This window comes from Ruminococcus hominis (assembly GCF_014287355.1).
Lineage (GTDB): Bacteria > Bacillota > Clostridia > Lachnospirales > Lachnospiraceae > Schaedlerella > Schaedlerella hominis.
The window spans coordinates 770423-792403 of record NZ_JACOPE010000001.1 but is presented as its reverse complement, the minus strand read 5'-3'; the positions used below and the strand labels follow the sequence as shown (position 1 = coordinate 792403).

The 21981-nt window shown below is 38.9% G+C and carries 22 protein-coding genes; 3 read left to right on the top strand and 19 right to left on the bottom strand.

The window, feature by feature from the left end:
• Positions 1–123: 123 nt before the first annotated feature.
• Positions 124–744 (bottom strand): methylated-DNA--[protein]-cysteine S-methyltransferase, encoded by a 621-nt coding sequence (locus tag H8S40_RS03480; RefSeq protein ID WP_186864556.1) that lies wholly within the window; start codon positions 742–744, stop codon positions 124–126.
• A 292-nt stretch (positions 745–1036) separates the two neighbouring features.
• Positions 1037–1795, bottom strand: a complete 759-nt coding sequence (locus H8S40_RS03475; protein ID WP_117907795.1) for an SDR family NAD(P)-dependent oxidoreductase — start codon at positions 1793–1795, stop codon at positions 1037–1039.
• A gap of 658 nt (positions 1796–2453) precedes the next feature.
• Here H8S40_RS03475 and H8S40_RS03470 point away from each other — a divergent pair.
• Entirely contained in the window at positions 2454–3137 is a 684-nt protein-coding gene (locus tag H8S40_RS03470) for a helix-turn-helix domain-containing protein (protein ID WP_117992213.1), read from the top strand.
• Positions 3138–3217: 80 nt separating this feature from the next.
• Positions 3218–3448, top strand: coding sequence for an IS3 family transposase (locus H8S40_RS03465; RefSeq protein ID WP_186864555.1), 231 nt, complete (start codon positions 3218–3220; stop codon positions 3446–3448).
• 428 nt (positions 3449–3876) lie between these two features.
• On the opposite strand, the gene H8S40_RS03460 is transcribed toward H8S40_RS03465, so the two are convergent.
• From H8S40_RS03460 to H8S40_RS03385, 16 genes are all read right to left on the bottom strand, one after another.
• Positions 3877–4119: a hypothetical protein gene (locus tag H8S40_RS03460; protein WP_002596221.1), complete on the bottom strand. Its 243-nt coding sequence runs from the start codon at positions 4117–4119 to the stop codon at positions 3877–3879.
• Between the two features lie 60 nt (positions 4120–4179).
• Complete coding sequence (locus H8S40_RS03455; protein ID WP_118724801.1) at positions 4180–4995, bottom strand: Cof-type HAD-IIB family hydrolase; 816 nt, start codon at positions 4993–4995, stop codon at positions 4180–4182.
• A gap of 1 nt (position 4996) precedes the next feature.
• A complete protein-coding gene (locus tag H8S40_RS03450) occupies positions 4997–5278 on the bottom strand; it encodes a hypothetical protein (RefSeq protein WP_118724800.1) in 282 nt (93 codons plus the stop codon).
• A gap of 185 nt (positions 5279–5463) precedes the next feature.
• The gene (locus H8S40_RS03445) at positions 5464–6297 is read right to left on the bottom strand and encodes a PTS system mannose/fructose/sorbose family transporter subunit IID (RefSeq protein ID WP_118724799.1); all 834 of its coding nucleotides are present in this window, start codon (positions 6295–6297) and stop codon (positions 5464–5466) included.
• 1 nt (position 6298) lies between these two features.
• Entirely contained in the window at positions 6299–7144 is an 846-nt protein-coding gene (locus H8S40_RS03440; RefSeq protein ID WP_186864554.1) for a PTS mannose/fructose/sorbose/N-acetylgalactosamine transporter subunit IIC, read from the bottom strand.
• Between the two features lie 13 nt (positions 7145–7157).
• Complete coding sequence (locus tag H8S40_RS03435) at positions 7158–7652, bottom strand: PTS sugar transporter subunit IIB (protein ID WP_118724797.1); 495 nt, start codon at positions 7650–7652, stop codon at positions 7158–7160.
• Between the two features lie 20 nt (positions 7653–7672).
• A complete protein-coding gene (locus H8S40_RS03430; RefSeq protein WP_118724796.1) occupies positions 7673–8101 on the bottom strand; it encodes a PTS sugar transporter subunit IIA in 429 nt (142 codons plus the stop codon).
• A 265-nt stretch (positions 8102–8366) separates the two neighbouring features.
• Positions 8367–9704 (bottom strand): ABC transporter substrate-binding protein, encoded by a 1338-nt coding sequence (locus H8S40_RS03425; RefSeq protein ID WP_186864553.1) that lies wholly within the window; start codon positions 9702–9704, stop codon positions 8367–8369.
• Entirely contained in the window at positions 9705–10385 is a 681-nt protein-coding gene (locus H8S40_RS03420; protein ID WP_118724794.1) for a response regulator transcription factor, read from the bottom strand.
• Positions 10378–11673 (bottom strand): sensor histidine kinase, encoded by a 1296-nt coding sequence (locus H8S40_RS03415; protein ID WP_186864552.1) that lies wholly within the window; start codon positions 11671–11673, stop codon positions 10378–10380. The genes H8S40_RS03420 and H8S40_RS03415 overlap by 8 nt, the downstream gene beginning before the upstream one ends.
• Before the next feature lie 12 nt (positions 11674–11685).
• Positions 11686–12654: a sugar ABC transporter substrate-binding protein gene (locus tag H8S40_RS03410; protein ID WP_118724792.1), complete on the bottom strand. Its 969-nt coding sequence runs from the start codon at positions 12652–12654 to the stop codon at positions 11686–11688.
• Between the two features lie 255 nt (positions 12655–12909).
• Complete coding sequence (locus tag H8S40_RS03405; protein ID WP_186864551.1) at positions 12910–14304, bottom strand: site-specific integrase; 1395 nt, start codon at positions 14302–14304, stop codon at positions 12910–12912.
• Between the two features lie 51 nt (positions 14305–14355).
• The gene (locus H8S40_RS03400) at positions 14356–14568 is read right to left on the bottom strand and encodes a winged helix-turn-helix transcriptional regulator (protein ID WP_243238174.1); all 213 of its coding nucleotides are present in this window, start codon (positions 14566–14568) and stop codon (positions 14356–14358) included.
• A gap of 218 nt (positions 14569–14786) precedes the next feature.
• Positions 14787–15614 (bottom strand): SGNH/GDSL hydrolase family protein, encoded by an 828-nt coding sequence (locus tag H8S40_RS03395; RefSeq protein ID WP_118724826.1) that lies wholly within the window; start codon positions 15612–15614, stop codon positions 14787–14789.
• 26 nt (positions 15615–15640) lie between these two features.
• Positions 15641–16300 carry a glycoside hydrolase family protein gene (locus tag H8S40_RS03390; RefSeq protein ID WP_186864550.1) on the bottom strand — a complete coding sequence of 220 codons (660 nt, stop codon included), beginning with the start codon at positions 16298–16300 and terminating at the stop codon, positions 15641–15643.
• 1 nt (position 16301) lies between these two features.
• Complete coding sequence (locus tag H8S40_RS03385) at positions 16302–19082, bottom strand: alpha-L-rhamnosidase (RefSeq protein WP_186864549.1); 2781 nt, start codon at positions 19080–19082, stop codon at positions 16302–16304.
• A 198-nt stretch (positions 19083–19280) separates the two neighbouring features.
• On the opposite strand from H8S40_RS03385, the gene H8S40_RS03380 reads away from it, so the two are divergent.
• Positions 19281–20480 carry a helix-turn-helix domain-containing protein gene (locus H8S40_RS03380; RefSeq protein WP_186864548.1) on the top strand — a complete coding sequence of 400 codons (1200 nt, stop codon included), beginning with the start codon at positions 19281–19283 and terminating at the stop codon, positions 20478–20480.
• Here the strand turns inward: H8S40_RS03380 and H8S40_RS03375 are convergent.
• Positions 20477–21883 (bottom strand): MFS transporter, encoded by a 1407-nt coding sequence (locus H8S40_RS03375; protein WP_186864547.1) that lies wholly within the window; start codon positions 21881–21883, stop codon positions 20477–20479. The genes H8S40_RS03380 and H8S40_RS03375 overlap by 4 nt on opposite strands.
• Positions 21884–21981 lie beyond the last annotated feature (98 nt).

Below are 21981 nucleotides of genomic sequence, written 5' to 3'. Positions count from 1 at the left end.
TTAAGCGTTGCAGCAATTTCCTCTGTTGGATAAAGATTCTTTCCCACACATTCATCGCTCAACAAACTCGCTCCCTCAATTTCTTCTTTTTTCAGTGGTCTAAGATAAAATCTCATTCCATCGTTACATCCGATACTTTTTCAGATCCACCTTTCCATCTATAACCTCCACACCATCTTCTCTCAAAAGCTCTGCCTGCACATTCGCTCCGCCAAACGCAAATGCTCCGGCAAGCTCTCCTTTTGCATTCACGACACGGAAACATGGAATATGCTCCGGATCTGGATTCTTGTGAAGTGCATTCCCAACAGCCCTAGACATCTTTTCATTTCCTGCCATCTTCGCAACCTGACTGTAAGTTGCCACATGCCCTTTCGGAATCTTTTTCACAGCCTCATAGATTCTTTTCGTAGGGCTGTCTGTCACAAGGTCATAGCTCTCGCCGATCATCTGCTTAATATCCTTGTCCGGAACAGATCCATCCAGAATAATTGTATTCCAATGCTCTTTGTTCTGATGATATCCTGGAATTACTGACGGATACGCAGCACGCCAGAAATCTCTCCATCTAAAATCAGTCTTTACATTCAAGCAAATCTTTTCGTCTTTTTCATAAATCCACAAAAATATCTTTTTACTTGGCTTTACACGGATTACTTGCCATCGTTGGTCTTTGAAGGGTCTGTCTTCATAGCTGTCCTGAAAAGTCAGACCATAGGTAACTGCTTCCTCTCTTGTTTTCATCTTATCTCACCACTCTTTTTTTGTTTACTCTAAGCATAAAGTATATTTCCCAAAATGAACACCCCTTAGAGCAAACTTTCCTAATATAGTAAAAAAACAGGGTTACTGTTCACTCCCGTGTCAATCACTACGCTGATTGGCACGGAGGATGCACGTTTTATCTTGAACGGCATCTCGCCCATCGCCAAAGGCGATTTAAAATGGTGAGATGCGTTGCTGGTCACAGGTACTGTGAACAGTAACAAAAACAGGAACAATCTCTGCTCCTGTTTTTGTTAACCATATTATATTCTTACAGCATAGCTCCAAAATCTGTTACAATTGCCTGTCCTGTAATCGCCTTTGATTCATCACTTGCAAAGAACAAAATTACATTTGCTACGTCTTCGGCTGTACAAGATGGTGTTCTAAGATTACTATGTGTTGACATCGCACCAATCATATCCGGATCAAGTGCTGCCGGATTTGTTCCTGATGTCATTGGTGTAATAATATTTCCCGGGCAGATTGCATTACAACGAATACCTGTTGCCTGGAAACGAAGTGCTGTATGCTTTGTCACACCTACAATTGCTGCTTTTGATGCTACATAAGCAGCTCCGCCACATCCCTTTACTCCGGCAATAGAAGCAACATTTACGATGGATGCTCCTGCCTGCATCTTCTGTGCTGCTGCACGCATGCAGCGCATAGTTCCTTTTTCATTCGTCTCTACGATACGATCAAGATCTTCGTCTGAGAATCGATCGATTGGTTTCAGCCCTTCCTCAAGGATTCCTGCATTATTCACAAGAATATCTACCTTGCCATACTTTTCAATCACGAGATCCATCAATCGCTCCGGATCTCCTTTCTTCGAGATATCTGTTGAAACAGCATAAACTTCTCCGCCTGCTGCTTTTATCTCTTCTGCTACTTTCTCCAGAGCAGCCTCTCTTCTTGCTGTGATAACAACAGTTGCGCCTTCTTTAGCGAACATTTTTGCTGTTGCTTCTCCAACTCCTGAGTTACCTCCTGTAATAATAGCTACTTTACCTTTCAAACGATCCATTTTAAAGATCCTCCTTTGTTGTTATAGGTAAAATTATACAATTTTTCTTTCTGTTTTTCAATCTCTTTATATATATTCTACATTTCAATATAACTTAAAGCCCTATTTTCTCTTTCAGTGAACATTTTGCCAAATCACTTGTAATATGATATGCTTAAATAGCCGCGACTCCTTCCGGTAGAAGGGAGGTGAAATCTGTGGATATTCTAATTTCTTTTATTGTCTCCGTAATGGCAGGTATTGTTAGCTACTTTATTTGCAAATGGTTGGAAAGAGACGATTAGCGGCACCAGCCTAAAGGTATAAGCCACCTTACATAACGGAATAGAAAAAGCTCAGAGGTCACGACTCTGAGCTTTTTCTTTTTCCTGCAGAAGTTTGATCTGTAGAAATCTAATTTCTTTTATTAGCTATTATCAGAATATGCCATACAGGCTAAAAAGTCAACTTAAAAATATAAATTTTTTTAAATTTTTCTTTATTCCTCCACTTCAATATGATATTCTCCAGCCCCAACATTCTGCACTTCCAATCCTTTCAGCACGCTCTTTGCTGTCGTCTTCACCGGAATAACGATATCGTAAAACAGAAGCAGGGTGGTATGATTCCCCTTAAGTAGACAAGGTAAATAACCAAAATCTACTTAAGGGGGTTTTTTATGTCTAAATATTCAAAAGAAATAATTATAAAAGTATGTGAAGAATACTTATATGGAAACCTTTCAGAAATGGAATTATGTGATAAATATGGCATTCATTTCAAAAATGGCAATTCTATTATCACTGATTGGATTCCAAGATATCTTCAGGATGGAGTTGATGCATTTCTTCCTTCTAGTGGTAACAGAAATTATTTATCATCTGATAAGATTTCGGCGGTTGAAGATTATATTGCTGGAAAAGGTAGTTTAAGAACGATTGCTGCTCGATACGGAATTCCTTCAAAAGAAACACTTAGACGATGGGTTTTATTGTATAATGCTAATAGAAAACTTCGGGATTATAATCCTAAACGGGAGGTTTATATGGCAGAATCAAGAAAAAAAACAACCATTGAAGAACGTAAGAAAATCGTGGATTACTGTATTAATCACAACCACGATTATAAAGGAACAGCAAGTATTTATGGTGTTTCTTATAATCAGGTCTATTCTTGGGTAAGAAAGTATATTACACAAGGTGAAGAAGGATTAACTGATAGGCGAGGACAACATAAAACAGATGAAGAAGTAGATGAATTAGAACGCCTTCGTAGAGAAAATGCTCGCCTAAAAAGACAATTACAAGAAAAGGATATGTTGGCTGAATTATTAAAAAAAGTACAGGATTTCGAAAGGATGTGAGGCTTGGAAAACTCCGCTATGATTCAAAATTTATGGCAATAAAGTTTTTTTATGAAACAAAGAACTGGAGTATTAATTGGATGTGTAAGCAACTTGAAATATCAAGATCTGCCTACTATAAATGGTTGCATCGCGAGATTCCTGAACAAGAAGCAGAAAATATGAAATTGGCAGAACTTATAAAGGAGTATGACGAACGCTTTAATCATATCTTAGGATATAGAAGAATGACTTCATGGATTAACCATTTCAACCATACAAGCTATAATCCTAAACGAGTACATAGAATTGATATGCTCCCTTCTAGGTAGACAAGTGAAATAATAAAAACTTGTCACTTAGGAGTTCAAGTCCTCGTTGGAAACCTATATTATTTTGAGTTAAGATAAGTCAATGAAATCATTGATTTTTCTACCCTTCCTGTAAATCCATGTCAAAATAAGAAAACTGAAAATCATCTAAGTTAAGCACCTCTCGCTGACAAATGAGTGACACTGTCACCCTGAGGGTTCAACCATTCCGTTCCTACGAATTCATATTTATGGCTACCATTCTCACTCAATATGCGGTAATGATAACACTGTTTTCTTATTAGATTACCTATATCATAACGTGTGCGAGGTCGGATGTCGATTGTTTTTTGACCATTATTTACTTCTATTTGCTTTAACTTAAAAAGCCAGAAGCTAATGCTCCCAGCTTTACATTTTTTTATTCCATCAGTTTTACAAACTGGAAGTTACATAAATCTGCTTATCAGATTATATGCTGTGACTACATAGACAAAAATCGCTATGCCTGCAAATATCATAGCATCTTTCTTCGCACCTTTATCATAACACTCCTTTGCATTTGTCAACATAGTTAATCCCATAAAGACAAACATAATCGGCAGTGTTATATCAGTAGAAACTATGTTTATCAGTCCCAGTGAGCCAAAAATAATAGTTAATACGCTGAATATTGCTTTCCATATACGCACACATAGTCCTCCTTTGCAAATTTATAGCTCAATCCTATACAAAGAATCCTGTGTTCCAAATTAATTTAATACATATTTTTCCATTGCAACAGCGACACCGTCCTCTTCATTGCTAAGAGTGATTATGTCTGCCACTTCCTTGACATGGTCTGGTGCATTGCCCATTGCCACACCTGTCTTTGCTGCCTGAATCATTGAGACATCAAGCTCCTGATCTCCAAACGCAATAGTCTTTTCTACGTCAAGATTTAATTTATTGCATATCTCAGCGATTGCAGTTCCCTTATTCACACCCTTTGGTGCTATCTCCAGATAAATAGGTGCCGAACGTGCGAAACTAAGATTTTGTAAATCTGCACTTTCCAGATTGTTCTTTATTTCATCAACAATCTTCTCATCCGCACCGATCAAAACCTTGTTCGGTCTTATTCCTTCTTCTTTCCAACGCCTGGCAAGTTCATGCGGATTAACTACTTCTGGCGAATAATTTATAATCTTACTTTCATTCTCAACCATCTCATCCACCTCTGTAACATACCAGTTATTTGCCTGATATATCCACAGCGGAATATTATATTTCTTCGCATAATTGTCATACACAAAAAGCATATCATCACAATCCATCGTATGACTTTCTATGCATTTTCCATCCATTGTTATATATGTACCAGCCGAACTTCCCTCGATACACTTAAATCCCAGCTGTTTCTCTATAAGTTCGACAGCATGCAACATTCTGCCTGATATAAACGCAATATAGATTCCTCTTTCTTTTGCCTCATACAGCGCCTTTTTTGCACGCTCTGAAATCTGCTTTTTCTCATCTAAAAGAGTCCCATCTAAATCCATACAAATAAGAGCATATTTATTGCCCATACTACTTACCCTCTATCACTGCCAGAATTTTATTTACGTTTCTCTTTCCATTTTTGATTCCAAGATTTAATATGGCTGCTAATATAAAGCCAATTACCAGGAGTATTATTCCAACCACTCTCATCCATATAGCCTGATTCATGCCACAAAAGCCCGCATAAATAAATGGCACACCGATTGCAGAAAGCCCTATACACATTGTTCTCCAACGTCCTATAAGCTTGAGTGCCTTAATCTGTCTGTCTGCTTCAACCGTTAAAAAATTCTTTCTGGATTCGATCATATTACCCTCCCACATCAATCTATAATTTTCGCAATACCTCATTAAGAGATTACCCGAATGTATATTCAATATTTGCTCCCCCTGTAGAAGAAGGGGCATCTTCGACCAAGATGTAATTATAAAGTCCCGGACAGATGCAATACTGTATCTGCCCGAGAAAAAGTAAAAGAAATATATAAAAGAAATTAGTATGAAAGATTAGGATCAAAGAATCCAACCAATACACCTACGAACGCTACTACTACTAAGAGTAACATTACTTTTACAGGTGATAATTTCTTTTTTGCCATTAAGTACCAGCATAACATAACAAATGCTGCTGTAAGAGAACCAGGTAAAACCTCGTTGAATTTATCCTGTAAAACAAGATATGCTTCACCTTCATCATTAAAGAGTTTAAATGAGGTCGTTACGCTTACCCATGTTGCAGCAACTGCACCGATTACCATTCCACCAAGTACAGAAATTGAATCTCTGATTGCTTCACCCTGAGGTCCTACCAGGAATTCAACTGCTTTTCCACCGAGCTGATAGCCCTTGAAATACAGGAATTTCATTCCAAAATAAGCAAATAAGTTCCAAACTATAATATAGAAGATTGCACCTAATGGTGAACCACCTGTTGACATACCAAGTGCGATTCCAAGTAAAATAGGAATAACTGTTCCAACTACCAGTGAATCACCGATACCAGCTATTGGTCCCATAAGACCAGCTCTTAAACCGTTGATTGTTTCATCATCAACACCATCTTCTCCGTTTGCTCTTGCCTCTTCAAGACCGGCTGTAATACCGATTACTACTGTTCCAAGCTGTGGCTCTGTATTGAAGAAAGCTGTGTATGTATTCATTGCCTCTGCTTTTTTCTCTTCATCATCATACAATTCTTCTACTAATGGAAGCATTGCACAGAGGTAACCAAATGTCTGCATGTGTTCCTGAGAAAAACATGTCAGATGTCCATAATACCAGTTATGGAAAGATTTCAATAAAGCTTTTTTAGATAATTTCTTCTCCATCTTATATATCCTCCTCGTCATCATCATCGTAAGTACCTGATGCTACTGCAGGTTTTCTGATTGCAAGCATCTTAATCTTGTAGTTCATAACAGCGAACATTGCTGCAATAATTGTTGCTCCAACGAGATTTACACCCATTGATGATGCAAGTACAAAACCAAAGAAGAATGGAATGAAATCTGTTGCTTTTTTAACAATCTGCTTTAAGAGAATTGCAATACCTACACAAGGAAGTAATGAACCTACTGTAAATAATGTCTTCATTGCGATACCATCCATAGGAAGTGTAGTCTTGATAAGTTCAACTACGTTAGCGCCTAATTTACACATAATAAGTGTTGGGATGAATGAACAAATCAAATGAGAAATCCAAGGTAATCCCATATCTACGAGATATAATTTCTTGTACTCTCTCTTCTCAACTGCTTTCCAGCCGATATGCTGCCATACAAGGTTGATTGTTGCTGTTCCATAAAATAATACTGTTCCTACAGTACCAACCATGGCACCGAATGATGTAGCAAGTGCTGTTCCTTCTGAACTTGATGCCTCAAGACCATAGCTCTTAAGTGCAACCATTGCAAGAGGGATACCGATGTAGCTGACAGCACGAACGTCTGCTGAAACAGTTCCACCTGGAGTTACAAGTGCGATGTAGATAATCTGCATTGCACATCCTACCATGATACCAGTAGGTATATCGCCAAGAACGATACCACATACAAGTCCACCTACAAGCGGACGACCTAATGTATAGTTACCTATTGAAGAACCGCCAAGACCTGGCATACTTGATAAACATGCAAATATTGCCAATATTACGGCTTGAAACCAACTAATTGTCATTTTTCATTCCTCCCTAATTAAATCCAAACTGGCCTCTGAATTTAGACCATGGTCCAATTGCCTCTTCCTTTAATAATGCAAATTCTACATTGTAACCTGCATTTGTGATGTCCTCAAGAGCCTGAGCTTCTTCCTGTGTGATTGACTGGTTGTTACCAAGCTTTGTAGCTCCTGGTCTGTCATTGCAAGGTCCGATTATTACCTTGTTAAGTCCTGGCTTGAAAGCCTGATCTACAAGAATCTTCTTCATGTCTATTGGATTTTTGGTAATCAGGAAATAATTGTCCTTGCTTGCAAGTACCTTGCCGCATTTTGCCTGAAACTCTTCCAATGTCCATACGAAAGTCTTCTTACCGCTTGCGCTCTTGTATGCTGCTTTTAATACAGGATTCTTTGCTGCTGCATCATTTACAGCGATTAATCCATCACATGGATACTCAAGAGACCATCTTGTACATGTCTGTCCGTGAATCATACGATCATCAACACGAATAAATGAAACTGCCATTTGTAATTTCCTCCTCTACATTAAATATCATCTTCATCTTCAGTTGCCTGAATTGTAAATTCTGTAATAGCGTCCTGTCCCTCTGGAATCAATTCTGCTTTAAGCTCGTCGATATCCATATCATCCTTCATCACTGCTGCGCTTAAGACAAGTGGAAGGTTCATCCCGCTAATCATTGTTGTTCTGTCAAGCAATCCTTCTTCTGCTATCACATTGGCACTCACAGTAAGTGGTGAACCACCGAGCAAATCTGCAAACAAAAGGATTTCATCATCTTCTTTTACAACAGATATGAGTTTTCTCACATTCTCTGCGAACTCATCTGCACCCATGCCATTTTTTAGGCTGGTAGAAAGAATATCTTCCCTGTTCTCACCTACAAGCATCCCCAATGCATCATGCAGTCCAGGTGCAAACATGCCATGACTGACCAATACAATGTACTTCATTACTATTACCTCCTTCTTCATTCCTAACGTAACCATCCAGTTCCTATACTCATATATTCGCAAAACCGCACGTTGTATTGTGCAGTTTCGCTACTTCGTAGCTGTTGCTCATATATGAGGCGCGTTTTTTATTTTTTAGAAAGGTTATTGAATAGTTACCTTGTTTCTAAAAAAAGTATAAAAAAAAAGTGACGCATATTCACCTTACATGCGTCACTTTTTTTTAAGAAATATGTCATGCACCCACATGACATTTGTCACATTTCTATTTTATGTCTTCTAAATACTGGTTTATTTTCCTGTTGCTTACTATAAGTTCCATGCTTATATTCTTGTTGCCGCCCATAATTTCCTGCATGGACTGATCTATCTGTTCCATAGCCGAATCATAATTACGGAAAGTAGGATCAACTACGGCATTATTCAGTACATCCTCAAGTACTTCTGTACTCATATTGACTCTGTCGTTGGAAGCCCTCTCCAATACCATTCTCGTATCATCTGACTCTGTAACAGCCTTTATAACAGATACGCCCTCTGAATAATCAAATATCTCCGATTGAATACGGCTGTCTGACGTGAGCAGCTTCATAAATTCCCATGCAAGCCCCTCATTGTTCATTCGGGCATTCATACCAACCTGAAGTGTGTCAAGCTCTGATACATTATCTCCCTGTGCTCCAGCTGGCATCTCAACGAACTCCCACTCAAATCCTGAATACTTCTTAATGCTAAGCGGATATGATTTGTATGCACGATACTCTGAAAACAGCATCGGCATGCATGCAACCTTTCCATAATTAAAATCCTTACTTGTAACCTCATATCCCTCAGTGAGACTATTTAACTTCTCAACAAAACGGATTGCTTCCTCTACATTATCACCTACAAGATTACACTGTGTGCCATCTTCGTTAAATAAGTTGACATTATTCTCGTAAAATGCATCCTTCCATGAATATCCAACTACACCAAACTGGTCTATGACACCGTCCCCATTTGTATCCTTTGTCACATTCTTACACAGATTGTAGAAATCCTCCCATGTCCAGTCCTTATCCGGCATGGGAATATTTTCCTGGTCTAATATAGTCTTATTGATAAACATAAGTCTTGGCGCACATTCATATGGCAATGCATACTGCGTGTCCATATATTTCCCGCTTTCAAAAGCCGACTTATAGAAATCATCTTCTGAAAAATCGGTATCACTTTTTATGAATCCACTCAAATCTTTTAAACCACCAAGCTGGGCGAAATCATTGAAATCACTTTTCATTATAAAAAATACATCTGGTGCTGTTCCATTAAGCAGCTGCTCTGCAAGCCATTCTGAATAATCATTTTTTATAATTCCGTTTACATACTCCACTTTCACCCCTGGATGTTCATCCTCGAAAATTTTGATTGCGTCATCTATTATCTGATATGAATATCCATTCTGAACACCCCAATAGCTATCGGAAAAAACACCTATTGTAATAGTCTGCTTATTGCCATCCAGCAAAGTCTTGACACGGCCATCAACTACTATCCACATTATCAGCAGCATCAGCAATACTCCGACAGACTTAAGAATTGTATTCTTCTGCAAATCTTTCATCTATTCCACACCATCTTCCAAATTATGATAAATTGCGCCCGTCTGTACAGCCCATATTGCAAGCTGTGTTCTATCTCTAAGACACAGTTTACTAAGGATTGTACTAAGAGAATTTCTGACTGTTCCCTCTGACAGATTAAGCTTTGTCGCAATTTCTTTGTTCGACAGTCCACATCCGACCTGTGAAATAATCTGCCATTCATTGTCCTTCAGACTCTCCGACTGCTTCTCGTCAACCTGTATAACCAGATTGCTACGTGCCATTTTAGAAAATAATTTTACTACCTTCGATGCTATGTCACCATTTATCATCGCATTGCCCTTGTAGACCTTGCGAATTGAATCTGACAATTCTTTCATCGAAATACCTTTTAACAAATATCCGCTTGCACCATATTTGAGAGCGTTAAATACATACTCATCATCATCGAATGTAGTAAGAATGATTATCTTTATATCATCATAATTTTCTTTGACAATCTGTGTACATACCACACCATCCATCTCAGGCATTCTGATATCCATAAGTATCACATCAGGCTTATTCTTACGGATAGAACGGATAACCTTTACCCCATTTTCAACAGCATCTGTCACTTCAAAATCCTGCTCATTATTCAGTATAATCTGCAAACTCTGACGAATCAGTTCCTGGTCATCAGCTATAAGTATCTTAATCATTTTTCTCTTCTCCCCATCTGATTGGTATTTCAGCACACACTGTAAATCCATCACTTCCATCATATTTAAGTCTGCCATTTAGCATCTGTAAACGTTCATGCATATGATGCAGTCCAAATCCCTGCTTTACATCAGGACATCCAATACCATTATCCTTTATAGTAATTGTCAGCAGATTGTATTCTCTTTGGATATTCACATTTATCTCTGATGCTTTTCCATGCCTGATGCCATTTGTAATACTCTCCTGCACAATTCGATACACTACATCTTCTTCATCCTGATTAAAGTAGTCAAACTCTATATCACAATCAAACTGGATCTTTACACCTGTGGATTGTGATATCTCAGATATCATCTGCTTAAGAGCTTCCTTTAATTTAATCTTATCAAGTGCATCTGGTCTGAGTGCCTTGATTGATCTTCGTACATCCGTCATTCCCTGACGCGCAACATCTGCAATGGCTGTAAGCTGTGTCTTTACCGCATCTGGTGCGACATCTATAAGCATTATGCATGCATCCAGCCCTGTTATGATTCCTGTAAGTGCATGTCCTAATGTATCATGAATCTCTCTGGCAAGTCTGTTACGCTCCTTCGTCTGCACAACAGTCTCCATCTGCTTTGCATATTCAAGAAGCTGTGCATTCTTCTGTTCAAGTTCCTCGTTCAGACAAAGTATCCTCTTTTTCTCACTCATCTGGTCTACAATAAGAACCACCATATAGTAGATAAATGAAAAAAGATTAAGTGCATTAAGGAATTTTAAAACAGCAAACAAAAGTACCCTTGAATTCACATCATAATACATCCACATCGTCTCAAGCGGCACACATGTATATACCGTAGATATCACGTTTGCATCAACTATCATATAGATAATACACGCTATAAGTATGACCCACAGTCGGTATTTCATATTCGGAGCATACTGTATTGCATCTGCAAGTATTAACAAAATCACACCTGCATACCCGAAATAAACTGTATTGCATATCATAAGTCCAACAAGAATCTCGACTGTAATCTTTATGAACAATTCAAAATTATTCTTGCATTGCAGTGAGAGTAAAAATAGCAGACATATAAAATATCCTATACTTAAAATAAATATTTTCCATTGCGCTACAGGTAATTTCCCCGCAGTATTTAAAAAATCTAAAGCACTTTTATCGTTGATGCAGCCCCTTACACCAAACATTGTCACGACACTTATAAAAATCAGTATCAGAAAATTTAGATTTTTCATAAAGGAAAACTGGATTTGTAATGTGCTGTTTCTATCCATTATCGCATTCTCCTATTGCCAGCGTTCAACACTATATGTATCAACATTGGACTGTTCCACAAGTTCTACTGGAATATATATGTAATCCTCCACAGATTTGCCCTGAAGTAAATCATATATTTTCTCCGCAGCTGCTTTTCCTATTCTCGACGGAAACTGTGCTGCTGTCGCTTTCATCATTCCTTCTTTAATCAGAGCCTTTGCATCAGGTGATGCATCTACACCATACACATCGACTTTATCAAGCATATTCTTCTCATCAAGCGCAGCAACAACACCAACACTTGCAAGGTCATTCAGACAAAATACCTGATCAAACCTGGTTCCTGATTCTATTATTTCTTTCATCTTAGGCATTGCGATTTCAAGCTGTCCCTCACATTCTACCCTGTCAACTATCTCAATTCCATCGTAACCCTTTATCGCATCAAGAAAGCCTTTGATTCTATCCTTTCCTGATTTGGCTGTCGAGTGTTCCATCAGAACCACTTTAGCTTCCTGCTTCTGTGATACAAGATACTCGCCTATCATCTTGCCAGCCGCATAATTATCAGAAGTAATCGTACAATCAACCAATGCACTCTCTTTGACATTGGAATCAACGACCACTATATAGACGCCCTTTTCCTTTGCCTCCGTCAGGACGTCTGTCAGGCTTTCCCAATCTACTGGCGTAAGCACAAGCACGTCAATTCCCATATCGAGCATTTCCTTAATCTGCTCTATCTGCCTGTCAACGCTAAGTGCAGGGTCACGCAATATAAGCTGATCTCCCTCTGCCTCAACTTTCTGGCTGATCTCTTCACTTACTATTTTATAAAATTCATTGTTCATGGTCATGTAACTTGCACCAACTAAATGCCTGTCACTAAAGTCAAGCATCTCAAAGTGATTCTGCTTTAATATCATTAAAAAAAATGCAATTACAGCTATCCATATTGCAAGTACTATCACGCTAAGTAAATATCTGTTCTTCTTCATAATTCATCCGTACTATACTATAATCTTAAAATATTTATATTTCCGTCTGAGATGTCCCTTTCTCTATATGTAGGGGGAACAATATTGTCTCAGTCGGGGTTTCAATCTCTTCATGTAATTAACAAAGATATTTTAGCACAAACCCCCATTCATATCAAAACTATCTTTTTCACAAGTTTTCACAAGAGTTTCACAAAAAACGAACAAACGATACTGCACAGATTTCTTACTCCACACAATATCGTTCTTCTATATTTATACTTTCATTGTCTTTGCCAATGATGTAAGCAGTGCTGCCATCTCCGGATTCCCCAGCACTTTCATCAGCAGCTCTGCATCCACTCCATCCGGTACAGTAATCGTACTGCTGCCTTCATCCTGATTTTTCATCTGAGGATTGAGATTTTCCTTATTATAAAAGGCATTCTCCATAAGCTCCGCATTCTTCCTTCGGTCTTCGTCCAGGATATGGCCATACACTTCCGTTACCATATCCGCCTGAGCATGGCCGGAGTCTCCCTGGACTGCTTTAATATCTCCACCACTTAATTTCAGCTTGTAGGTAACACTGGTATGACGCAGGCTGTGAAACACTACATCTGGCAGCCCCAGTTCATCTATGATTTCCTGCATTTTTGTCCTTAAATAGCTGTCTCCTATAGGAATACCAAATGTTGTTGCCATTACCAGATTATAATCCTGATATTCATTCCCAAGCACTTCCTTTATCTCATCCTGATCTGCTTTCAGATCAATCAGACATTGTGCTACTGATTTTGGAATAAACACCTTCCTGACACTGCTGTCTGTCTTTGGTATTTTCAGCACTCTGACCGTCCTGTTATTTTTCTTCTGGCTTGGAAATGTCATGATAATTTCTTTTGAATTGAGTGCTTCTATTGCATCCTTTGATACTCTCTCTACCTGTTTATTGATGATAACATAGGCTTTGTTATCTGCAATTGCCTCTTCCGAAATATCCATATCATCCCAGGTCAGTCCAAGAAGTTCTCCGATACGAAGTGTTGCCGTAAATGCAAGCTGAAATGCTATTTTGAGCATTTTGTTATCACAGGCTTCCAATGCCTGCATAAGCATCTCTGCTGTCCAGATCTCACGCTCCTGCTTCTTTGCTTTCGGAACGGTTGCATCCACAGCCGGGTTCTTTTTCATCATATCCCACTTAACCGTCTGACGGAAACAGCTCCTTAATACCTTATGTATCTCATTTACTGTACTTTCCGTGATTGTTCCTGTACCATCCGGATTCTTTGTACTCTTTACCGCCGGCATTTTAAGAAGATCCTTATAATACTTCTCTATAAAATGTGTATTGATGCCTGCAAGCTTGGTATCTCCGATTGTTGGAAGAATGTAATTATTTATCAGAGCCACATTACCAGAGTAAGTGGAAACACCCCACTTGTCATGTCCATATATCTGCACATATTCTTCAATCAGTTCTTTCAATGTTGCACACTTTTGAACCTCAAATTTTCCGATAGACTGCTTGTACTCAATTTCTTTTTTCCGTTTATCTGCTTCTTTCTGCGTAGCAAATGTTTCAGATGTTATATGTTCTTTTCCATTCTCATCCAGGATTTTATATACCACAGAGTATGTCTTTCTCCGGTGCCTGATAAATGCCATGTTAAACCACTCCGTCCCTGTTTGGTTATGCAAATCTTGCGATTGTCCGAATCAAATTTTTTCACCATATGGAGTTTCTCTTTTAATAATTCCAAGATTAATCAGATTCTTAATATATGCTGTACAAGTAGTGGTACTCTCTCCTACTTTTGTAGCTATCTCTGACATTCTCGAAGTTCCTGTTGCGATTGCCGTAATAATTGCATTATAAATTACTGGTTCTCTTACTTCTTGCTTTAAAAGACTTACCGGCTCCTCATACAAAAAGAGGTTGGATTCAAATAAGTATTTTTTATATTTTCTTCCACACTTAACTTATCACTCATCTGAAGTAAATATTGTGGTGTTCCTCCTGCAATTCATCTCCCACCTTGCTGCAATTGCTTCCCTGGAGCGCCTTCATATCCTGGCATAAGAAAAGAGCGGAGAATCTTCAAGCTCTTCCGCTCTACACACAAGCTTATATGTTATCCTTCTCACTTTTATTTACTCTTCTGATCAGCCAAATACTCTTCCATCTTCTCCTCCATATATGGAGTCCACCATTCCAGATATCCCGCCTGTGTCGGATGTATCTTATCTGCCATGTAAAGGGAGCATTCTTCATCTGTCAGCTCATTAAACTCTGCATCATTCCACAGATCAATCACTCCAATCCCCCATTTTTTCTGAATCTGCAATAACAATTGGACCATTTCTTCATATTCTGCACTGTCATATCGGGGATTCGTATAGAACATAACCGGGCAATCCCATGTTTCCTTTGCATAGCATATAATATATTCTATCGCACCGGATACTGTTTCTGTATCAAATGAATCTAACTCTTTTGACTCCCCAATCATTCCCAATTCTTTCTTCTGGCTCGCATCATTGGTCGAAAGCTGACAGATAAATAAATCTGCCTGCGCTTCTTTTATTTTCTTCAATCTGCTGATATAAGAATTAGCTCCGTTATCTACTAATGTAGTTCCTGATACAGCTTCCTTCACTACTTCAGCCTGATTGCGTTTTCCTATATAATCTGCAAATGATACTCCCTTTGCAGATGCTCCATAAGTAACTGATGAACCAAGAAAAATAATTTTCTTTCCCTGAAGTTCATCGTGAACATTTTCTTCTGTCTGATTCAGTGCATATTTTTCATCATTTCCAGGCAGCTTTGACATTTTTATATCATGCAGTTTTGCAAATGGTCCCCATCCCCACTGCATACCGGAAAATGCAATCCAGCCAATTTGTAAAATCAGTAAAACCGCTATTATAATTAAAATAATCTTCTTGTTAATTTTCTTCTTATTCTTTTGCATTTTCTTTTCTCTCTCCCCTTTCTTCTTTATGGTCTCCACTCCTCTTTCCACTCAATCGTCGGATACTCTCCATCCAGATTCAGTGGCAGCCAGACATAGTCTGCAATAGAAGTATTCGCATTTCCAAGAAATGGGGCATCCATTGCAACTTTATAGTCTGCTTCTGTTGGGTGGATTTCTGAATTATACTGGAAAGTAATCACACGTTCCAGACTTTCATATTTTGCTTTCGTTACCACGTATTCCGGTACCCAGCGGTCTGCCATCACAAGATACAGATCTTCTCGTTCAGGATCATGGAACACATAAGAGATCTGGCTATTGAACGACGCACTACTCGAATCATCCCTATGCGGATTTCCCAATACCTCATAGGGACCAAGCGGAGTATCACTTACCGCGATCTCGCTTGGATTTGGTATATATCCGATCATTCCACTGGTAAAGAGATAATGTTTCTCTTTATACACAAAGTGTGTACATCCTTCTCTTGTATATGGTGGTTTCAGACCTGTAAACATATCCAGATGCTCTCCCTGTACATCCAGAAAATCTTCTGTCAGCCCTGTTGAAATCACGCCTGCATGATCGTGTTCAAAATACAAGTATCCATTTCCATTCTCATCCTGCCACAAATCAAAGTCTCCCACTGACGTATCAAACGGATGAAAATGATCTTTCTCCATCTTATTCTTTTATGCCTGAATCTAATCCTGCTTTTACTTCAAACCATCCATTTCCAAGTTCTTTTTCTGTTCCATCTGGCAGCTTTAAGCATGCGGATGTATTTGCCGGAATCCGTCCGGAAATCTTTACTTGATTTTTATTCTTTTCCCATCTTAACTCAATGTTTCCATTTACACTGTGATAGGTTCCTTCTGCCCACTTAAACGGACAGTCATACTCCGGTGCGATCAGGATCTTATCATACCCAATTCCTGTATTCTGAATACCAAGAACTTTCCGGTATAGGAAATCTCCGACACAGCCAAACGCATAATGATTGAAGGAACAACCTGCCAGTTTCCCGTCCGTTCTTACTGCATCCCAGTTTTCCCAGACTGTTGTTGCCCCCTGTTCTACTTCATAGAGCCAGGACGGGCACTGCTTCTGAAGCAATACTTTCCATGCAGTATCTGCATAGCCATACTGACATAAGATATCAAGAATATGTGGGGTAGCCATAAAACCGGTATCCAATCTGAATCCGTTCTTTACTACAAGTTCATTCAGTCTTTCCGCAAGAAGTGGTTCTTTCTCCGGTGACACCATATGATGTCTCAATGCCAGAATATAATTTCCCTGCATCTCCTGCCCAAGCTTTCCATCCTCTGATACATATTCTTCTTCGAACGCCTGACGGACTCTGTTTGCATAAGCACAGTATTTCTCTGCATTCTCCATATTTCCAACTAATTCAGAAATTTCCGAAAACATATCTGCATCTGCTGCCAGCAGACTGCTTCCAACATAATTCATTGTAAGAAATGCTGAAGCCGGTCCATCGGTAAATCCCTCTTCATTCACAACACTTGGAATAATCCAGTCTCCAAAATGAAATCCTGTATTGATCAGATAACGCTGGTTTTCAAGACTTCTTTCATCACAATTCTGTTCTGTCTGTGATCCCCCATAAGGAACTGCTTCACTTGGCAGTTCATGTGCAGCACGCTCCATGGACTGCATCCATTCCTCCATCGCCTCGTAATTTGCCTGAAGAACTTCTTTGTCTCCGTAGAACTGGTACAACTGAAGTGGCAGTGTCAGTATGACATCCCCCCAGCCAAGAGAACCTGTATCCCCCTGCTGTACATAATTTCTGATCTGTGGTACTGTTCCCAGCACATATCCATTTTCCAGCTGATCCAGGCGAATACTGCGGAGCCAGTCTTCGTAAAAGGCTGTCATATTCTGATTATACAATGCTGTTGCCCCATAGACCACTACATCTCCTGTCCATCCTGCTTTTTCTCTTGTCGGACAATCTGTCGGAATCGTAATGTTATTCGAACGCTGGCTCCAGTAAATATTACTCTGCAGCTGATTGATCTGCTCATCCGAGCATTGGAAATTTCCTGTTACTTCATTTTCTGTACTGATTGCAAGAGCTGTGAAATCTTCTTTCTTCCAATCTGCTCCACCAGTCACGCGCACATAGCGGAATCCATGATATGTAAAATGTGGCTCAAAAATTTCTTCCCGCTTCTCTCCGCAAATATAAATATCCTCTTGTGCCCTGCTTGTTCCGGCAAAAACATAGAAGAAGTTCCCCTGACCGTCAAGCATTTCTCCATGTTCGAATTTCACTTCTGTGCCGATTTCTTCCTGAATCTTTACCCGGATGGTTCCTGCAAGGTTCTGTCCAAAATCAACCACTGTTTCGCCATTTGGTGTAACAAATACGCTCTGTGCAGGAACTTCTTCAAATACCTTTGCCAGTGGACTGATCTGCGCTTCCGGTATTGGATTTTCCATTGTATGTGTTCTCACCTGAAGCCACTTTTTATCATCATACTCTATCTCGGATGGCTCCCCGTCATATCTTCTTGCATCATAGGTTTCACCTAAGAATAAATCCGCACTTCGTACCGGTCCATCGAAGGAATATTTCCAGTTTTCATCGGAACAGATGACTTGTTTTTTACCATTTTCATCTATCATCTCCAACTGTAGCAATGCTCCCGGAACTTCTCCATATTCACATCCGTGTCCAAGCGCAATCTTTCCTTTATACCATCCGTCCGCAACAGTCACAGAAATTGCATTTTCTCCGTTTTGTACCAATTCGTCCACATTGTAGACCTGATACTTCAACCTTCTGTCATATGCTGTAAATCCTGGATTTAATCGGCTGTCCGTCACTGACTTTCCATTGATCTTCACTTCATAAATACCATGTGAGGTCACATACAGACGGGCTCGTTTCACTGGTTTGTCTGCCCGAAAAACACGGCGCATCTGTACTGCCGGATCATAAGGTTCCATCGGCAAAGCCTCCCAGATATCCTCTTCTGTTTTCATTGCACTCATATCTCCGTGCATCATTGCTTCTGTAATCTTTTGCCACTCTTTTTTCGCTTCAAGCAGAGGATTCTGTGGTAATTGCGGCAATGGCTCCGGCTCCATCCACTTTGCTTTCCAGTCAGAATGATCAAAAAATGCAGTTTCAAAATAATTCTCTCCACTTTGAAGCATTTCCCCTGTATTTGTCCACACAGTAATCTGATAATGATATACGGATGTTGATTTTAACTTTTCTCCCTGATAAGAAATATCTGTAGTATCAGGGGTCTCCTGAACACCACTATCCCATACAATTACATTCTCTTCATTTCTGACAATCATTTGCCAGGCTTTCTGAAAAACATTGTTTTTTTCTGCAACAATCTCCCATGAAAATCTTGGGTGTTGACAATCAATCGAAATCGAATTTTTTACAAATTCACAAGTTATATTCTGAATAAACATAAATTTCCTCCCACTTATTCTCTAAAATCATATAAATTACTCTGGTTACTATAAATATCAGCTTACCATGAGTATAAAATATCATACGTCCAGCTATTGATTATTGTAATATCAGTTCAATTATTGTAAAATCATATATGTTGGATATTTCAGTATTTAAATTTCTTTTACATCAAATTCATTTTTCGGAGGTTATTTATGATTAAGGATATTAAGTCATTTTGCAGATTATTTTATGAATCCACCTTTCTCCCAATCAATTGCTATGATTATGCGTCGGATCAAAGTTATACTTATCCTGAAGATGCCGGGTTTGATATTATTGTAAATAATCCTTCTCCAGATTTTTTAAATTTCAAAAAGAATCCGGACTACTTTGTTTCTGATTCTTTTACTTATTATGGTTACGTCGAATCATCCGGACGCGATTATTGTCTTATTGTCGGACCTGTCTTCAGTACACCGGTAACAGAATCTGATACGCACAATTTTATGAAGGAATGGACCATTGATGCTTCCTTTCATTCCCGCGTCTCACATTTTTTACAAAGCATTCCACCGCAATCACTCTATTCTTTTTTGAATGTTCTTGCTTATTTACACTTCTGCATCAATGATGAAGTAATCTCTGTCAGTGAGCATTTCCAATTGGAAAGATTGAGCCAGACAGATAAGATATCCAGTGTTTACACAGAAAAAATCATGGAGCTCAAAGAAAATCAAAAATATCATAATACATATTTTTACGAAAAAGAAATGATGAAATATGTCCAGAACGGAGATATCAAACGATTGAAAGAACTTCTCAACAGCTCGCAGAATCTTGTGGAGGGGATTGTCGCGGGCAATGCGCTCAGACAAAAGAAAAACATTTTCATTACAATTGCAACACTCACTACACGTGCAGCCATTCAGGGTGGAATGAATCTGGAAGAAGCCTATCAGCTGGCCGATGTCTATATCCAGGATTGTGAGCATTCACAGAATCTCACTTATATTGAAAATCTCAATTATTCCATGCTGATTGATTTTGCAGAGCGTGTTGCAAAAGGGAAAATTCCAGGTGGAATGTCCAAAGAAATTTTTGATTGTGTCCAGTTCATCTCCCGTCATGTAAATGAACCGATCCAGGTTGGTGATGTCACGGAACATATCGGGAAAAGCCGCTCCTATCTTACGAAAAAATTTAAAAAGGAACTCGGCTTTGATATCAGCAGTTTTATCATGCGCTGCAAGTTAGAAGAGTCCAAAAGTCTGCTTACCTTTACAGAAAAAAGCCTGAGTGAAATCAGCAGTTACCTCTGCTTCTCCTCTCAGGCTTATTTTCAGAATGTATTTAAAAAGAAGTACGGAATTACTCCTACCCAATACAGAAAACAGACACAGCAGATCACTTAGTCCGTTACTGTTTCCTGCTTTCTTTTCGCGACCTCTTCTCTCATCTGAGGCAGCTTTTTCTCAAGATCAAACTGACTCACAAGAACAAACATAACCACAAATGCAATTAACGGGATAATGAAGCAAAATCCATAGATTGCCATCTTCGTTGCTTCCGGCGCAACAGAAAGGGTAGCATCATATCCTACTGCTGCAAGCATCCATCCAATCAGCGATCCTCCAACTCCGCTTCCTACCTTTCCTCCAAAACTGGAAGCACTGTTGGAGCACGCAACCATTTTCACACCATATTTATATTCATTGAAATCAATTGCCATTGTCGTCATAACTCCAACCAGACACATCATAGGAATGGTTGCAAACGTTGTAAAGCATCCAAGAACCATATATGCAGTGAAATTATTATGTAAGAAAATCATCAGCACATTGGAAATAATACCGATTCCGAAACTAAACTTCAATGTTCCAACAACTCCAAGTTTCTTGATCATCACACCTACAAGGGCAAATCCAAGGAATGTAGGAATCAATCCAACTCCTCCAAGTAATCCTACCAGATTATCATTTCCAAAAATCCATTTGCAATAATAAGTTCCCGCAGCTGCTGTTGTTCCGTAGAGGATACAAGCCAGAAGATTTACAATAAGAACGATCACCCAATATTTATTATGAAATAATTTTGTAATCGCCTCTCTGAAAGGAATCGCTTCTTCCTCTTCTTCAACTTTTTCAGCCACTGTACCTGATTCTGTAGCCGTTTCTCTACTTGTCAGATAAGCAATACCAAAAGCTAAAATAATGAATAATCCAATAATCACGCCAAATTTAATCCATGCACTCTGTGTTCCTCCCAATGCATTTGTAATTGGAATGATCAGAATTGCCATAATAAATCCTGCCACATAGCCGGCTCCTGCTCTCCATGTACCCATAATTCCACGTTCTTCCTGACTGTTTGTACGGACAGCCATCAAAGAGCCATATGGAATAGCTACTGCTGTATAAAGCACTGCTGATAGTAAAATATTGGTTACGAGTGCATAAGCAATCTGAAGTGTTCCGGATGTCTTTGGTACAGTAAACATCAATACAAGCATAATACCGGCCGGTATACCAGCCTTTAAAAGCCATGGTCTGTATTTTTCCTTACCTGGTTTCGTATGATCTACAATATTTCCCATGATCAGATCTGTAAATGCATCAATAATCTTACTGATCAACAATACAGTTGCAATCGCCCCTGCTGCCAGACCAACTTTGTCTGTATAAAAATAAGTCAGCTGTCCAATAATTGTTGAGATTGCATTCAGTGAAAATTGTCCTAATGAATCTCCAAGATAATCCTTTGTCCTCATAACTTTCTGGACACCGAACTTATCTGTCCCCAACGGTTTCTTTGCCATTTTCTCTTCCTTCTTTCTACTTTTATTGTGCTTATAAAATATCACGTTCCACATTCTTTTTATTGTAAAATCATTCCATTTATTGTAATATCATACAT